Raw genomic sequence first — 14,768 nt, 5'->3', positions numbered from 1 at the left:
GGCAGGTCTCCTTCGTGGTGAACGGCAGCGGTGGCGGTTCCCGGCGGTCGAGGGAACCGCCACCGGCTGGTTTGCCCTGACGCGCCAAGGATGTGCGCGTCAGGACCTGGGGGGCCGATCAGCCGTTCTGTTGGATCACCGAGGTGATGTTCTTCTGGACCGCGGACAGGATGGTCTTGGGATCCGTGCTGGCCAGCTGCGCCAGCTTGGCGTCGAAGTCGGCGATCGCCTGCGAACCGCCGGCAAGAGCGAGATCCGGATGCGCATCGGCGGCCTGGGACAGGAAGGCCGTGTCGTTGGGGAACTTCGCCGTCCACTGGTCCTTGGCGGACTGACGCGAGGGCATCACACCGAAGGCATTGGCAAAGCTCATCTGCTGATCGGCCGAGGTCAGGAAGTCGACCAGCTTTACCGCGTTGGCCTGGTTCTTGCTCGCCGTGGGGATCGCCCAGCAGTTGGTGAAGGAGTTGGTCGCCTTGGTTCCGGTCGGTCCGGCCGGCAACTCGAAGACCTTGTACTTCACGCTCGGGTAGTCGCTCTTCATGGCGCCGTCGATCCAGTTTCCGACGACGGTCATGGCCGCCTTGTTCTTGCCGAACGCCTCGCCGTTCCAGCCGGCGCCGAGTGCGGACGGGTACTTCGCGACGCCATCGGTGAGCAGCTTCTTGACGTAGGTCAGCGCCTGGACGTTCTTGTCGTTGTCGAAGGTCGCCGACTTCTTGTCGTCGGAGATGAGGGTTCCGCCGTTCTGCAGCAGGAACTCATCGATACCGGAATGGGTCGGATCCAGCGTGAGACCGACCTGCCCGCCGGTGGTGAGCTTCTTGGCGACGGTGGCCAACTGGTCCCAGGTCTTGGGGACGTCGGCATCGGTCAGGCCGGCCTTGGTCCAGTCATCGGTGTTGACGACCAGGCCGAGCGTGGACCAGTCCTTGGGCGCGCAGTAGAACTTGTTGTTGTAGGTGAAGGACGATTTCAGCGCCGGGAAGAAGTCCCCCGGGTTGCTGACCTGGTCGCCGTAGGCGTACAGGGCGCCGGTCTTGGCGTAGTTCTGGAACGAGGACGTGTCCAGGTAGAAGACGTCCGGCGGAGTGTTGGCTGCCATCCCCTGACTCAGCTGCTGGGTCAGGTTCTGCGCGGGCGTGACCGTGACCTTCACACCGGTCTTGGTGGTGAAGGCGGCCGCGGCGGCCTTGACCGCGGCGGTCTCAGCGCTACCGGAGGATCCGATGAGCACGCTGATCGGTCCGGTGCCCGTGGTACCCGCGCTGTTGGAGCCGCTGGCGTTGTTACTTCCGGAGAAGCCCTTACTGCTACTGCATGCTGACAAGGCCAGCAACCCAGCAGCGGCGACGGTGGTCGCCAGGGTCAGTTTTCCGATCTTCATGATGTCCTTCCGGTGGTGGGTGATCGCGGCTGGACGCCGGGGGAAACGGGTAGGACCCTCATCCGCTACTCGCTCGTGAGGTGAGGCGAGGTTCGAGCAGGACAGGGTCGGGAGGGCCGTCGGCCGGGTCACTGAGCACGTCGGTGAGCATGCGCAGGCACGCCATCGCGGCCTCGTTGAGCGGTTGAGCCACGCTGGACAGACCGATCACCGCGGCGGTCGGCGTGTCGTCGAAGCCGACCACGGCCACGTCCCGGCCTGGTTGCAGCCGGCGAGCGGTCAGTTCGGTCCAGACCCCGAGCGCGAGGGTGTCAGAGACGCAGACGATCGCCGTCGGAGGTTCGTCGGCATCGAGCAGTTGCGCGCCGGCTGCCCGGCCCGCAGCGAGCTCGTTGACGACACTGAGCCGCCACCCGGTGATCGAGATTCCGGCTTGCGCGCAGGCGCGATCAAAACCGAACCGTCGATCGTCGCCGACCCCCGACCCGTCCGGCCAGCCCAGGAATGCCAGCCGCCGGTGGCCCCGCTCGATGAGGTCCATGGTGGCCGCGAACGTTCCGGCGGCACCGTCGACGTCGACCCAACCGTGGTGGGCATCGGCGCCCCAGGGACGTCCGAAGGTCACGAACACCGCGCCTCGTCCGGCCAGCCATTCGGTGCGGCGGTCGTTGCGATGAGTGCCGGTCAGGACGAAGGCGTCCACGTCGTGGTCGTCGAGCAGTTCGTCGTACAGCGCGATCTCGCGGTCATCGTCCTCGGCGGCGAACAGGAGCACTCGGTTGTCCTGAGCCTGTGCGTGCACGGTCAGCGAGTGCAGGAACTGGTCGAGCACGCTGCCGCCGATGGTGTCGGTGGGCGGCTGCAGCGGAACCGCGAGTAGATGGGAACGGCGCGTGCGCAGGGTTCGCGCGGCGCGGTGAGGCCGGTATCCGACCTGTGCGATGACCGCTCGGACGCGTTCGAGCGTGTCGGCGCGAACCAGGTGCGGGGAGTTCACCGCGTTGGAGACGGTCTGGCGCGAGACGGCGGCCATCCGCGCGACGCTTTCCAGCGTGGGGCGGGAGGAGTGCGTGTTCAGGTCCGGTCACCTCCTCACGGTCGTCGCCCTCGCCAACGTCGAGGAGCAGTCGGGCATCAGCGGTCGGGCAAGTGGTGCGGGTTGGGCAAATCGTGCGGGTCGGGCAAGACGGGTAGGTCGTGCGGCCAGCAAGCCAGCGAGCCAGCGACCCGCGGGCCGGTCATACGTTCGTTTCGCGGCTATTGCCGGAAGGTCACGCATTTGCTGGTTTGAACGATCAAATCGTTGCTAGAGTCACTCGTGCACCGCCGCCTGTCAAGCATTTTGCGCGAATTGGAACCATTACGAGTCCGGATATCGGGCGATACAGTCCGCAGTGCCGTATTCGGTAACTATGCCTAGCTGCGGCGTCGAGCTGTCGATCTGATTGGGATCCACCATGGCCGAACCTGTGCGACACCCGCTTCGTCAGCCGTGGCTGCACGAGCTCGTCACCGTCCTCGCCGCGCCTACGGTGGCGCTGTCGGAGGCTGACGGTCAGATCGAACGCGGTGGTGCTCAGGGCGTGGTGCACTCCGACGTGCGGGTGCTTTCCTGCGCGAGGATCACCGTGGCCGGCGAGCGCCCGATCGGCGTCGGCGCGGGTCTGGTCTCGGCGACGGAGCTGCGGGCCTCGGCCGTCGCACGGGCCCTGCCCGGGCCGACGCCCGACCCAGCAGTCCGCATCGACCGCATCCGGCGCATCCGCCCGGGCGTGATGAGCGAGACCCTGCACGTGACCGCTCACGACCGTGCGGTGTCGACGGTCCTCGTACTCGCGGTGGCTACCGACTTCGCCACCGTCGAGGACATCAAGTCCGGTCACCGAACCGCACTTGTCCCGTTCGCTTTGCCGGATAGGGGCGAACTGGATCAGGACGGCGGTCTGACCGCGGACGGTTCCGGAGCCCACGTTCGGATTCGCGGCCACCAGGCCCGGCACGTCCTGCACAGCGACGGATCGGCACAACTGGAATGGCCCGTCGAACTGCAGGCCGGCGAGTCGCTGAGCCTGAGCTGGGAACTGCACGCCGAGGTCGAGGCGACCGTGGTCCAGCCGGCGTCGACCGAGTTCTGGAACGGCGTGGAGGTCAGCGCCGCCGACTCGCGCTGGGCGCCGTGGGTCCAGCGCTCACTGGCCGATCTGCGCGCCCTGACCCTGACCCGGCCCGAGCAGCCCCGGGACGTCTTCCTCGCGGCCGGATCGCCGTGGTTCTTCACGTTGTTCGGACGCGATTCCCTCATCGCCGCGCGGCTGATGTTGCCGTTGGGCACCGAACTCGCCGCCGGTACGCTGCGCACGCTGGCCGCGCTGCAAGGCACCAAGGTCGACCCGGTCTCGGCCGAACAGCCCGGCAAGATCCCCCATGAACTGCGCGCTACGGCTACCGAACACGATGGCGTGTCCGGCTCGGCGACATCGATGTACCTCCCGCCGCTGTACTACGGAACCGTCGACGCCACGCCGCTGTGGATCTGCCTGCTCTATGACGCCTGGAAGTGGGGCATGCCCGAGGCCGAGGTGGCCGATCTCATCCCGTCGTTGCAGGCGGCCCTGGGATGGCTGGAATGCCATGCCGACCCTGACGGCGACGGATTCCTCGAATACCTCGACGAGTCCGGCCGGGGACTGTCCAATCAGGGATGGAAGGATTCCGGCGACTCGGTCCGCTTCGCCGACGGCCGGATCGCCCAGGGACCGGTCGCGCTCTGCGAGGTCCAGGGCTACGCCCACGAAGCCGCTCGGCACGGCGCGGAACTGCTCGCCGCCTTCGGCCAGGACGGGTCCGAGCACTGGCTGGCGTGGGCCGACGCTTTGCGTACCCGCTTTCGTGAACGGTTCTGGGTCTTCGACGGCCGGCGTCGCTACCCGGCACTTGCCCTCGACGGGGAGAAAAAAGCAGTCGACTCCCTGACCAGCAACATCGCGCACCTGCTGGGAACCGGCATCCTCGATCCGGACGAGTCGGCTGCGATCGCCGCGTTGCTGGTTTCGCCCGAGCTCAACAGTGGATTCGGCCTGCGGACCATGTCCAGCGATGCCGGTGGGTACTTCCCGCTGTCCTACCACTGCGGCTCGGTCTGGGCGCACGACACCGCCTTGGCGGTCCGCGGGCTGAGCCTTGAGGGTTTCGGCGAACAGGCGGCCACGCTCATGGACGGCTTGCTCGCCGCCGCCGAACGATTCGACTACCGCCTACCGGAGCTCTACAGCGGCGACGATCGAAGCCGGCACCCCCGCCCGGCCGCCTACCCCGCGGCGTGCCGACCTCAAGCCTGGGCCGCCGCCGCAGTCGGCGCGGGGATCGTGGCCCGGCTCGGACTGCGGCTGGCCGCCGACGGCTCGGGCCCCCAACTGCACCCGACCAGTGAGGAAGGGGCATTTGCAGTGCGGGGCATCCGGTTCGCCGGCCGCGAGCTCTCCGTGGTTATCGATGAGCTGGGCCACGCCACGATCGGATGAGCGGGCGGGCCGCGGCCCAGCGTCAGCTCCGGCTGGGCTCAGCCCCGTCCAGCAACGACCGGCCGACGTCGCGAAGGAGTTTGGTCGCGCGCCGGGCGTAGCCCGGGGACGCACCGGCGAGTCCGCAGGCTGGAGTGGGGACGACCGTGCCGGCCAGCAGGGCGTCGTCGAAGCCGAGTCGCCGCCACAGTCCGAACACGCGCTCGCGAGCCGCGGCGAAGGACAGCTCTGCATCAGAACTCGGGACCACCCCCAGCCACAGGGAGGTGCCGGCGTCGACGATTTCACCCACCGAATCCAGATTGGCCTTGTTCAACAGCGCGAAATCGATCGCGACCGCGTCGGCGCCGCTGCTGACGAGCAGATCGAAAGGCACGTCCGCGGCGCAGCAGTGCACCGTCCGGGACCCCGGCGACGCGCCGGCGAGCACCCGCTGCAGCGCCGGGCCCGCGACCGATCGCGAAATCGAGCGCACGGTCCCGTAGCCCGAGGGGGTCGGCACCGACCCGGACAACGCGGCCGGCAACGACGGTTCGTCCAGTTGCAGCACCAGAGCGGTGCCGGGCAGCCGCGAGGCCAGCTCGGCCAGGTGCAATCGGACTCCTTCGGCAAGTGACTCCGACAGGTCTCGGAACGCACCGTGGTCGGACAGAACCTTGTGCAGATTGGGCAGTTCCGCGTTGGCAGCGAGCGTCACCGGCCCGGTCACCTGGACCTTGAGGACGTCCAGGCCGGCACCGTGTTCGGTAATCGCGTCCAGATCCCGGTGCAGGAAGTCCCGGGCGCGCCGAAGGTCCTGACCGGCGGCGCCGGTGACCGTCCAACCATGGGGCTGCCATTCCATCGGCAACTCCACGAGCAGAGACGCGGTCCGGCCGATCATGTCGGCTCCGAGTCCGCGCGCGGGCAGCTCAGGCAGGTAGGCGAACTCGGGGACGGTGTCGAGCACGAACGAGACGGCCTCGACCACATCGCTTCCGGGCAGCGAGCCCAGTCCGGTGCTGACCCCCGGCGCCCACGGGAAGCGTCTTGCGGGCTCGCTCACGGCATCGCGTCAACGCGGCGGTCGACGGCCGCACCGTGCGTGAGGCGGATGGTGGCCGAACCGATCACGTCATCGCCGTCGTACATCACCAAGGCCTGGCCGGAAGCGACTCCGTGCTGGGGTTCGAGCAGATCGGCGATGATCTCGCCGTTGGCACCGAGGGTGATGCGGGCCGGCGACACCATCCCGTGCGCTCGCAGCTGCACTGAGCAGGTGAACGGCTCGGTGCGCTCGTCGAGGGTCCACACCGGTGATCCGCACTCGATCCGGTCGACCCGCAGGTCGGTTTTGGCACCGACTACCACGGTGTTCGTCTTGGGCTGAATGGACAACACGTACCGCGGCTGGCCGGACGGCGCCGGCACGGTCAGGTTGAGGCCCTTGCGCTGGCCGACGGTGAAACCGAAAGCGCCGTCGTGCGATCCGAGCACCGCCCCGTCGGAGTCCACGATCGCGCCGGGCTGCTCACCGAGTTTTCCGCGCAGGAATCCCTGAGTGTCGCCGTCGGCGATGAAGCAGATGTCATGGCTGTCGGGCTTGTCGGCAACCGACAGGCCACGGGCGGCGGCTTCGGCGCGCACCTGGTGCTTGGTCGACTCGCCGAGAGGGAAGACGGCGTGCGCGAGCTGTTCGGGCCGCAGCACGGCCAGGACGTAGGACTGGTCCTTGGCCGTGTCGACCGAGCGGGACAGCCGACCCGCGCTCAGCCGCGCGTGATGACCGGTCACCACCGCATCGAAGCCCAGTGCGAGGGCCCGGTCGAGCAGGGCGGCGAACTTGATCTTCTCGTTGCACCTCAGGCACGGGTTGGGCGTGTGGCCGGCCTGGTACTCCGCGACGAAGTCGTCGATGACGTCCTCGGCGAACCGATCGGCGAAATCCCATACGTAGAAGGGGATTTCCAGCACGTCGGCGGCGCGGCGGGCGTCGTGGGAGTCCTCCACCGAACAGCACCCACGCGATCCGGTGCGCAGCGTTTCGGGCTGACGCGACAACGCCAGGTGCACCCCGGTGACGTCCCAGCCCGCGTCGACGGCCCGCGCCGCTGCTACCGCGGAGTCCACTCCCCCGCTCATCGCGGCCAGAACCTTCATCACACCCGCCCCGTTGCCGGAACCCGGCGGTTGTCGGCCTCGTGGGTCGCGGCCGTCCCGGTCGCAGTCATACCGGTGGAAGCCATGCCGGTGGAGGCCATACCGGCACGACGGGCGCGCTCGGTCACCGGTCCGATGACGGCGAGCAACTCCTCGACGTCGGCCTCGGTGGAGGTGTGCCCGAGACTCAGGCGCAGCGAGCCGCGCGCGGTGGCCTCGTCGGCCCCCATTGCCAGCAGGACGTGCGAGGGCTGCGCCACACCGGCCGAGCACGCCGAGCCGGTAGAACATTCGATCCCGCGAGCATCGAGCAACATCAGCAGCGAGTCGCCTTCGCAGCCGGGGAAACTGAGGTGGGCGTTGCCGGGGAGACGGTTGACCGGGTCCCCGTTGAGCCCGACGCCCTCGACCGCGGCCTGGATCCCGTCGATCAGTCTCGAGCGCAGGGAGTTCAAACGCTGGGCGGTGTCCGCCCGGTGCGCCACCGCGATTTCGGCGGCCAGCGACAGGCCGAGGACACCCGGCGTGTCCAAGGTGCCGGATCGCACATCGCGCTCCTGACCACCGCCGTGCAGCAGAGGCACACAGCTGACGTCCCGTTTGAGCAGCAACGCCCCGCACCCGTAGGGCCCGCCGAGCTTGTGCCCGGTGACCGAGAGAGCGTCGACGCCGGAGTCGGCGAAGGACACCGGCAGCACGCTGACCGCCTGGACCGCGTCGGAGTGGAAGGGAATCCCGTGGCGATGCGCGATGTCGGCCAGTTCGCGGATCGGCTGAACGGTGCCGACCTCGTTGTTGGCCCACATCACGCTGACAAGGGCGACGGAGTCCGGGTCGCGATCGATCGCCTCCCGTAGCGTCTGCGGACGGACCGTTCCCACAGTGTCGACCGGCAGCAGTTCGACCTCGGCGCCCTCGTTGGCCGCCAGCCACAGTGCCGCGTCCAGGACGGCGTGATGTTCCACCGACGAGGCCAGAATCCGGCGGCGGCGCGGGTCGCTGTTGCGGCGGGCGAGGTAGATGCCCTTCACGGCCAGGTTGTCGGCCTCGGTACCGCCGGAGGTGAAGATGACTTCCGAGGGACGGGCCTGCAGGGCGGCGGCCAGGCGCTCACGAGATTCCTCGACGACCCGGCGACCCCGTCGACCCGAGGTATGCAGGGACGAGGGGTTGCCGGTGGTAGCCATCGCCTCGGCCATCGCGGCGATGACCTCGGGCAGCATGGGCGTTGTCGCCGCGTGATCCAGGTACACCATCACGGACAAGTTTACGGCGCGGAAACCGGTGGGCCCACCTCGACGGCTATCCCCGTCACGGCGGCGTCCCTGCGATCGTCGGAACTGCCCGGAAGCATTGCCGTCCGGTTCGGCGGACGCAACGCCGTCGTCCGGCCGATGGCGCTCAACCCGAGCACGGACATGACCACGAAGATCGCCCCCAGACCGTGGCCGTAGCTGATCCTGCCGTGGGCGGCCGCGGCGACCAGGGCCCCTCCGAAGGCCGTGCACAGGGCGCTGGCCGACGAGTCCGCCAACTGCAGGGAGGACGAGTCCGACCCGCGCTGGGCATCGGTGGTGAAGTCGAGCAGGGCCACCGACGCGCTGGTCAGCCCGAAGCCCGCCCCGAGCCCGGCGGTCGGCCAGGCCAGGAACGCGCCCCACCCCGGAGCGATCCGCAGTGCGACCAACGTCATGCCGGCACCGGCAACGGCGAACAGCAGCAGTCCGGCGCGCAGCAGCGCTGGACGCCAGCGGCTGTCCAGACGTCCCTGGATCTGCGAGCCCACCGCCCAGGTCACCGCGGTGAACATCAGCGGGAGGCCGGACATGGTGGCCGAGTAGTGGTGCTGGACCGTCAGCGTGAGCGGTACCACCGCCTCCATGCCGAAGAAGGTGCCCGCCAGGACCCCGCGGTAGCCCACCGCAGCCGGTACCCCGCGCGACAGTGTGAAGGTGCCACGCGGCAGCAGGCGCCGCAAACCGAGCACCATCGCCACCGCGCCGGCCACGCCCAGGGCCCAGCTCAGCGGCGTCTGGCTCTGTCCGAGGTTCGCGACACCCGCGATGCCGGCCGCCGCGAGGACCGCATACCCCAACCGGGCCGAGTCGGCCACCTGAGTCCGAGCCGGGTGGGCGCGGAGCTGGCGCAGCGAGGGCACCATCATGAGTCCGCCGAGGACGACGAAGGGCGCCAGTCCACCGAACACCCAGCGCCAGGACAGGTGCTGGGTGACCCAGCCGGCCACGATCGGGCCCACCAGCCCGGGCACAACCCAAGCGCTGGCGAGGGCGGCGAACATCCGGGGCCGCACCAGATCGTCGTACACCTCGCCGATGACCACGTACATCGCGGTGATGAGCAGGCCGGTGGACAGACCCTGGACGACCCGGGCCGCGACGAGTACCCACATCGCCCCGGCGGCTGAGGCCACCAGCAGACCGACCACGAACAGGCCGAGTCCGACGAGCAGGGGCGACCGTGGGCCGTTGCGGTCCGAGCGCATCCCGGACGCGACCATGCCGACCACGCTCGCGACCAGGAAGCCGGTGAACGACCATCCGTAGGCGGCCAGACCGTGCAGGCTCCGCGCGGCGGTCGGCAGCGCCGTCGCGACGGCCATCGCCTCGAAGGCGATGATCGTCATCAGGATGATGATGCCGAGGGTGGTCAGCCGTGCCTCGGGCGAGAGGATGGAGGGTGCCACCGGCTCCTCACGCGGACCTCCGCGCGGGGCCGAAGACCGCCGCGGAAGGAACCGCGTTAACAACCTGGACACAATCGAGCAGTCTATCCGCTCGTTATCTCACCACTAAACCAGTTCGGGACGCCGCCGCGCTCGGCCGGTGCGCGTGGATCAGCCCTTGCGCTTGGTGACTTCCTCCGCCAACTGAGGAGCCACGGCGAACAGGTCACCGACGACGCCGAAATCGGCCAGTTCGAAGATCGGCGCCTCTGGGTCCTTGTTCACCGCGACGATGGTCTTGGACGTCTGCATGCCCGCCCGGTGCTGGATGGCGCCGGAGATGCCGAGCGCGATGTAGAGCTGAGGAGCCACGGTCACGCCGGTCTGACCGACCTGCATGGTGTGCGGGACCCAGCCGGCGTCGGTGGCGGCTCGCGATGCGCCGACGGCGGCGCCGATCGAGTCGGCCACCTCTTCGACGATCTTGAAGTTCTCGGCCGAGCCGACGCCACGACCACCGGAGACGATGACCGAGGCATCCTGCAGCGAGGGACGCGAACCCTTGGCCTCCTCCACCCACTCGAGCACCTTCGCACCCTTGGCCACGTCGGAGATCGCGACGTCGACGGCGACCTCCTCGGCAGCTGCGGGCGAGGCGGCGGCCGACACCGAGTTGGCCCGCAGGCTGATCACCGGGATGCCCTTGGCGACGACCGAGGTGACCGTCACCGAGCCTCCGAATATGGACTGCTTCGCGCTGCCACCCTCACCGAGTTCGACCGCATCGGCCAGGAAACCGGAATCGAGCTTGAAGGCCGTCCGGGCGGCGATTTCCTTGTTCTCGGGGCTCGAGGACACCAGGATCGCGGCCGGACCAGCCTGAGCGGCGATCTGGGCGAGCAGCTCGGCCTTGGGGGCGACAAGGTAAGCGTCGACGTCCTCGCTCTCGGCGACATAGACCTTCGCGGCGCCGTATTCGGCCAGCGTGGCCTTAAGCGCGGCGGCCGTTCCGGGCGCACCGAGGACCACCGCGGACGGCTCACCGAGAGAGCGGGCCGCGGTCAGCAGTTCGAGGGTGGACTTCTTGACGGTGCCGTTCGCCGAGTCGACGAGGACCAGTACTTCAGCCATGAGATTTTCCCTTATCTGAAAAGTCTGTCTGGAGGTCGGGGGCAGGCCGGGCCTGCGGTGCGCGCTCGCGGCGCGAGTGGTGCTTCGCGGGCGGTGAGTCGCGCAGAGCTAGATGAGCTTCTTGCTCGCCAGGTACTCCGCGATCGCCGAGCCGCCGTTGCCCTCGTCCTTGACCACGGTGCCCGCAGCCCGCGGCGGGGCTTGTTCGAAGGACTGCACGGTCGTGGTGGAGGCAGCCAGGCCGACCTCGTCGGCACCGATGCCCAGATCCGACAGCGACAGCTGCTGAACCGGCTTGGACTTGGCTGCCATGATCCCCTTGAACGAGGGATAGCGCGGCTCGTTGATCTTCTCGACCACGCTGACGACGGCCGGTCCACTGGCCTGAACGCGGGCGAAGCCGGTCTCGGTGGCTCGCTCGATGGTGATGTCGGAACCGTCGACCGTCACCTTGCGGGCGCCGGAGAGCTGGGGTACGCCCAGCGCTTCGCTGAGCAGGGCCGGCACGACCGAGAGCCGGGAGTCGGTGGCCTCCGAGCCGGCGATGACCAGGTCGTACTCCAGGGTGCCCAGGGCCTTGGCCAGGACCTTGGCGGTGGTGATCGCGCAGGAGCCGTGCAACGCTTCATCGACGACGTGGACGCCCTTGTCCGCACCCATCGACAACGCCTTGCGGATCGACTCGGTGGCGCGGTCGGGACCCATCGTCAGGATGGTCACCTCGCCGCCGTGGGCTTCCTTGAGCAGCAGCCCCTCCTCGATGGCGTATTCGTCGATCTCGTTGATCACGGCGTCCACGCCGGCGCGGTCGAGGGTGTTGTCCGAAGGACTCAATCTGCGCTCGGCGTAGGTGTCGGGCACCTGCTTCATCAAGACGACGATGTTCATCCGGCTCTCGATCCTCACTGTTCGTCGGGCCCTGGTGTCCAGAGGCCGCATTCGTCACGCTGGACAATCGCGCGGTTGGCGCGCTAGTGCGATATTGCCGATGTTACCGGTGAGTAGCAATAGTCGCCCGGTACCCCTAGGGTGTTCCCAGTCACGATGAGAGGACGGCGAGGGTGAGCAACGGCGAACAGGGCTCGGTCCGGCGATGACGGCCCAGCCACTGGCGCTGACGGGCGAACGCACCGTCCCGGAGGTGCCGGCGGAGAACTACTGGTTTCGCCGGCACGAGGCCGCCTACCGGTATGTGCGCGCCGAGGTCACCGGTCCGGTGGTGCTGGAGGTCGGGGCCGGTGAGGGTTACGGCGCCGCCCAGCTCAGCCGGTCCGGTCAGCAGACCGTGGCCCTGGACTACGACCGCGCGGCGATCGGGCATCTGCACCGGCGCTACCCCCAGCTGCTCGCTGTGCAGGGCAACCTCGCCGCGCTGCCCGTCCGAACTGCCTCGACCGACACACTGGTCTGCCTGCAGGTGATCGAGCATGTCTGGGACCATCCCCAATTCGTGAGCGAATGTGCTCGCGTGTTGCGGCCAGGCGGCTCGCTGATCCTGTCCACACCCAACCGGTTGACCTTCTCCCCCGACCGCGCCCGGCCGAGGAATCCCTTTCACACTCACGAGTTCGTCGCCCACGAGCTGCGCGGACTGATCGAGCACGCCGGCCTGCAGGTTCTCCAGCTGGCCGGTCTCGTCGCGCGAGAGCGGTTGCGAGAGCTCGATGCCCGCTGGGGCGGCTCCCTCGCCGATGCTCAACTGGCGGTGGACCCGGGCCACTGGGACGCCGACCTTCGCAGCGACGTCGCCTCCGTCGCCACCGACGATTTCGAGTTCCACGATCCGGCCGCCGATGACTGCCTGGACCTGCTGCTGATCGCGCGCCGCCGGTGAGACGGCTGGGCAGTTTCTGCCTGGTCCTGCATACCCACCTGCCCTGGGTGGCTCACCACGGTAGCTGGCCGGTCGGCGAAGAGTGGCTGCACCAGGCCTTCACCGGATCATGGCGCCGGGTGGTCACGATGCTGGAATCGCTTGCCGAACAGGGCTATTCGCAAGTGGCGACGATCGGCATCACTCCGGTTCTGGCGGCGATGCTCGACGACCCCTACTGCCTGCGCGAGTTGCATTCCTGGGCCGGTCGTTGGCAACTGCGCGCCGAGGAACTGGCTCAACGACCCGGCTTCGACCGCTTGGCCACGCATGAGCGAGCCGCAGCGACGCAATGCCTGTCCGATCTGGAGGCACGCTGGCTGACCGGCGGGCTGTCGAGCGTGCTGCGTCCCTTGATCGCGGCCGGGACGATCGAGTTGCTGGGCGGCCCGGCGACCCATCCGTTCCAACCTCTGCTGAGCGAGCGGTTCGCTCAGGCCCAGCTGGGCACTGGCCTCGCCGACACCGCCCTGCGACTGGGACACCGACCCGCCGGGATCTGGGCGCCGGAATGTGGGTACGCCCCGGGGTTGGAGGCGCTCTACGCACAGGCCGGCGTTCAGCACTTCCTGGTCGACGGGCCGGCGCTGGACGGCCGGACGGGTCGGGGTGCCTTCGTGGGTGATTCCGACGTGGTCTGCTTCGCGCGGGACCGCGACCTGTCGTACCGGATCTGGTCGGCTCGCGACGGCTATCCCGCCGGAGCGGCCTACCGGGACTTCCACACCTTTGACCATGACAGCGGATTCCGGCCGGCTCGGGTCACCGGCCTGGAGGTCTCCGGGCCCGACAAGGCCCGCTGGGACCCCGCCGCCGCCGCCGCCGCGGCCGAGCGCGACGCACTGCGGTTCGTCCGCGCCGTCCAGCAGCGGTTGCAGGAACTGGCGAAGGACCCGCAGCAGGACGGCCACGAACCGCTCGTCGTCGCCGCCTTCGATACCGAACTGTTCGGCCACTGGTGGTACGAGGGTCCGGAGTTCCTCTCAGCCGTGTTGCGGTTGCTGCCCGAATCCGGCGTCGAACTTCGGACGCTGGCCGGCGCGCGCGACGCCGGACTGGTGAGTCGCCGGGTGCACCTGGCCCCGTCGTCCTGGGGAGCAGGTCAGGACTGGCGCGTCTGGGACAACGATGCTGTCGCCGATCTGCTCGAAACCTCATCCTCGGTGCAGAACAGATTGTTCGAGCTGCTGGACCGGCGGGGCGAACGGCCGAGCCGAGACCCGGTGCTGGACCAGCTGGCCCGGCAGGCGCTCCTGCTTTCCTCCAGCGACTGGGCGTTCATGATCACCCGCGACGCCGCGGCCGGCTATGCGCGCGAGCGGGCCGAGCGGCACGCCGATGACTTCTTCGGGCTGGCCGATCTCAGCGAACGTGCCGACGACAGGGCCGCGGTCGCCGAGGCGGCGCGGCAGCGCCAACGCGACGGGCTATTCGGCCGTCTCGACGCGCGCACGTTCTGAGGCGTCCTCGTCACGGTCCGAACCGGGCTCGCTCAGTCGATAGCCACCGGAGAACACCAGCGCGACGCCGATGGCGCCGAGCACGCTCGCCAGCACCGTGAGCAGACCGCTGTAGTCCCGCGCCGCGTCGTCGGCGTCATCGACGAACACTTGATCCAGCCCGTTGCACGCGATGTGGAAACGGCCGGAGTCCGCGGCCCGGAACGTGGCGAACAGGTGCAGATTGCGGGCGTCGTCCTTCGTGGACTCGATCGGCAACTGGTTCTGCGCACCGGAGGCGGCGCGGGCGACGCAGTTGAGGTCCAGACCGGTGCCCAGGACGCCCTCAGCGGTCAGAGTGCCCACCGATTGCGCCGCGGACAGCTGGTAGGTCTTGCCCGCGGTCAACCGGTAGGTGCCCTGCGGAGTAGCGCCCCGGTCGTAGGCATGCAGCTGTGCGTTGCTCATCAGCCGAGCCCCGGCAAGCAGGACCAGCGCCACGAGCAGCGCCACGATCCCGGCCACCAGGCGACGCGACGCAGCCGCCTTACTGGTCATGCTCGCTCCCGCCGAGAGGTGAACGCTGTCGCTGCCC

General features: G+C 68.8%; 12 protein-coding genes. 3 read left to right on the top strand and 9 right to left on the bottom strand.

Features of this window, described 5'->3' with window-relative positions; translation table 11 throughout:
* Nucleotides 1-118: 118 nt before the first annotated feature.
* Together M6D93_RS07950 and M6D93_RS07945 are read right to left on the bottom strand one after the other, a co-directional pair.
* Nucleotides 119-1,387, bottom strand: coding sequence for an extracellular solute-binding protein (locus tag M6D93_RS07950; RefSeq protein ID WP_249773823.1), 1,269 nt, complete (start codon nucleotides 1,385-1,387; stop codon nucleotides 119-121).
* 58 nt (nucleotides 1,388-1,445) lie between these two features.
* The gene (locus tag M6D93_RS07945) at nucleotides 1,446-2,420 is read right to left on the bottom strand and encodes a LacI family DNA-binding transcriptional regulator (RefSeq protein WP_249773822.1); all 975 of its coding nucleotides are present in this window, start codon (nucleotides 2,418-2,420) and stop codon (nucleotides 1,446-1,448) included.
* 424 nt (nucleotides 2,421-2,844) lie between these two features.
* Here M6D93_RS07945 and M6D93_RS07940 point away from each other — a divergent pair, with 424 nt between their 5' ends.
* On the top strand, nucleotides 2,845-4,908 hold the full coding sequence (locus tag M6D93_RS07940) for a glycogen debranching N-terminal domain-containing protein (RefSeq protein WP_249773821.1): 2,064 nt from the start codon (nucleotides 2,845-2,847) through the stop codon (nucleotides 4,906-4,908).
* A gap of 22 nt (nucleotides 4,909-4,930) precedes the next feature.
* On the opposite strand, the gene M6D93_RS07935 is transcribed toward M6D93_RS07940, so the two are convergent.
* The 6 genes from M6D93_RS07935 to M6D93_RS07910 form a co-directional block, all read right to left on the bottom strand.
* Nucleotides 4,931-5,953 carry a methionine synthase gene (locus M6D93_RS07935; RefSeq protein ID WP_249773820.1) on the bottom strand — a complete coding sequence of 341 codons (1,023 nt, stop codon included), beginning with the start codon at nucleotides 5,951-5,953 and terminating at the stop codon, nucleotides 4,931-4,933.
* The gene (gene mnmA, locus M6D93_RS07930) at nucleotides 5,950-7,047 is read right to left on the bottom strand and encodes a tRNA 2-thiouridine(34) synthase MnmA (protein ID WP_249773819.1); all 1,098 of its coding nucleotides are present in this window, start codon (nucleotides 7,045-7,047) and stop codon (nucleotides 5,950-5,952) included. Before mnmA ends, M6D93_RS07935 begins: the two co-directional genes overlap by 4 nt.
* A complete protein-coding gene (locus M6D93_RS07925) occupies nucleotides 7,047-8,303 on the bottom strand; it encodes a cysteine desulfurase family protein (protein WP_249773818.1) in 1,257 nt (418 codons plus the stop codon). Before M6D93_RS07925 ends, mnmA begins: the two co-directional genes overlap by 1 nt.
* 11 nt (nucleotides 8,304-8,314) lie before the next feature.
* A complete protein-coding gene (locus M6D93_RS07920) occupies nucleotides 8,315-9,751 on the bottom strand; it encodes an MFS transporter (protein WP_249773817.1) in 1,437 nt (478 codons plus the stop codon).
* 150 nt (nucleotides 9,752-9,901) lie between these two features.
* Nucleotides 9,902-10,861 (bottom strand): electron transfer flavoprotein subunit alpha/FixB family protein, encoded by a 960-nt coding sequence (locus M6D93_RS07915; RefSeq protein ID WP_249773816.1) that lies wholly within the window; start codon nucleotides 10,859-10,861, stop codon nucleotides 9,902-9,904.
* 108 nt (nucleotides 10,862-10,969) lie between these two features.
* Nucleotides 10,970-11,749, bottom strand: a complete 780-nt coding sequence (locus M6D93_RS07910; protein WP_249773815.1) for an electron transfer flavoprotein subunit beta/FixA family protein — start codon at nucleotides 11,747-11,749, stop codon at nucleotides 10,970-10,972.
* 205 nt (nucleotides 11,750-11,954) lie between these two features.
* Between M6D93_RS07910 and M6D93_RS07905 the strand changes: the two genes are divergently transcribed.
* Both M6D93_RS07905 and M6D93_RS07900 read left to right on the top strand, forming a co-directional pair.
* The gene (locus M6D93_RS07905; RefSeq protein ID WP_249773814.1) at nucleotides 11,955-12,695 is read left to right on the top strand and encodes a class I SAM-dependent methyltransferase; all 741 of its coding nucleotides are present in this window, start codon (nucleotides 11,955-11,957) and stop codon (nucleotides 12,693-12,695) included.
* Nucleotides 12,692-14,194, top strand: a complete 1,503-nt coding sequence (locus tag M6D93_RS07900; protein ID WP_249773813.1) for a 1,4-alpha-glucan branching protein domain-containing protein — start codon at nucleotides 12,692-12,694, stop codon at nucleotides 14,192-14,194. The genes M6D93_RS07905 and M6D93_RS07900 overlap by 4 nt, the downstream gene beginning before the upstream one ends.
* On the opposite strand, the gene M6D93_RS07895 is transcribed toward M6D93_RS07900, so the two are convergent.
* Entirely contained in the window at nucleotides 14,162-14,731 is a 570-nt protein-coding gene (locus M6D93_RS07895) for a hypothetical protein (RefSeq protein WP_249773812.1), read from the bottom strand. The two genes, M6D93_RS07900 and M6D93_RS07895, sit on opposite strands and share 33 nt — an antisense overlap.
* Nucleotides 14,732-14,768: the final 37 nt, after the last annotated feature.

The sequence above is a fragment of the Jatrophihabitans telluris genome, from assembly GCF_023516435.1.
Classification (GTDB): Bacteria; Actinomycetota; Actinomycetes; order Mycobacteriales; family Jatrophihabitantaceae; genus Jatrophihabitans_A; species Jatrophihabitans_A telluris.
Note: the sequence above shows the minus strand (reverse complement) of the source record. Positions and strands in the feature narration are given on the sequence as shown.

What these genes read in the sequence shown, in the direction of transcription:
- M6D93_RS07950 (WP_249773823.1), bottom strand. Translation starts at nt 1,387, where the DNA reads ATGAAGATCGGAAAACTGACCCTGGCGACCACCGTCGCCGCTGCTGGG.
- M6D93_RS07945 (WP_249773822.1), bottom strand. Translation starts at nt 2,420, where the DNA reads ATGGCCGCCGTCTCGCGCCAGACCGTCTCCAACGCGGTGAACTCCCCG.
- M6D93_RS07940 (WP_249773821.1), top strand. Translation starts at nt 2,845, where the DNA reads ATGGCCGAACCTGTGCGACACCCGCTTCGTCAGCCGTGGCTGCACGAG.
- mnmA (WP_249773819.1), bottom strand. Translation starts at nt 7,047, where the DNA reads ATGAAGGTTCTGGCCGCGATGAGCGGGGGAGTGGACTCCGCGGTAGCA.
- M6D93_RS07925 (WP_249773818.1), bottom strand. Translation starts at nt 8,303, where the DNA reads ATGGTGTACCTGGATCACGCGGCGACAACGCCCATGCTGCCCGAGGTC.
- M6D93_RS07915 (WP_249773816.1), bottom strand. Translation starts at nt 10,861, where the DNA reads ATGGCTGAAGTACTGGTCCTCGTCGACTCGGCGAACGGCACCGTCAAG.
- M6D93_RS07910 (WP_249773815.1), bottom strand. Translation starts at nt 11,749, where the DNA reads ATGAACATCGTCGTCTTGATGAAGCAGGTGCCCGACACCTACGCCGAG.
- M6D93_RS07905 (WP_249773814.1), top strand. Translation starts at nt 11,955, where the DNA reads ATGACGGCCCAGCCACTGGCGCTGACGGGCGAACGCACCGTCCCGGAG.
- M6D93_RS07895 (WP_249773812.1), bottom strand. Translation starts at nt 14,731, where the DNA reads ATGACCAGTAAGGCGGCTGCGTCGCGTCGCCTGGTGGCCGGGATCGTG.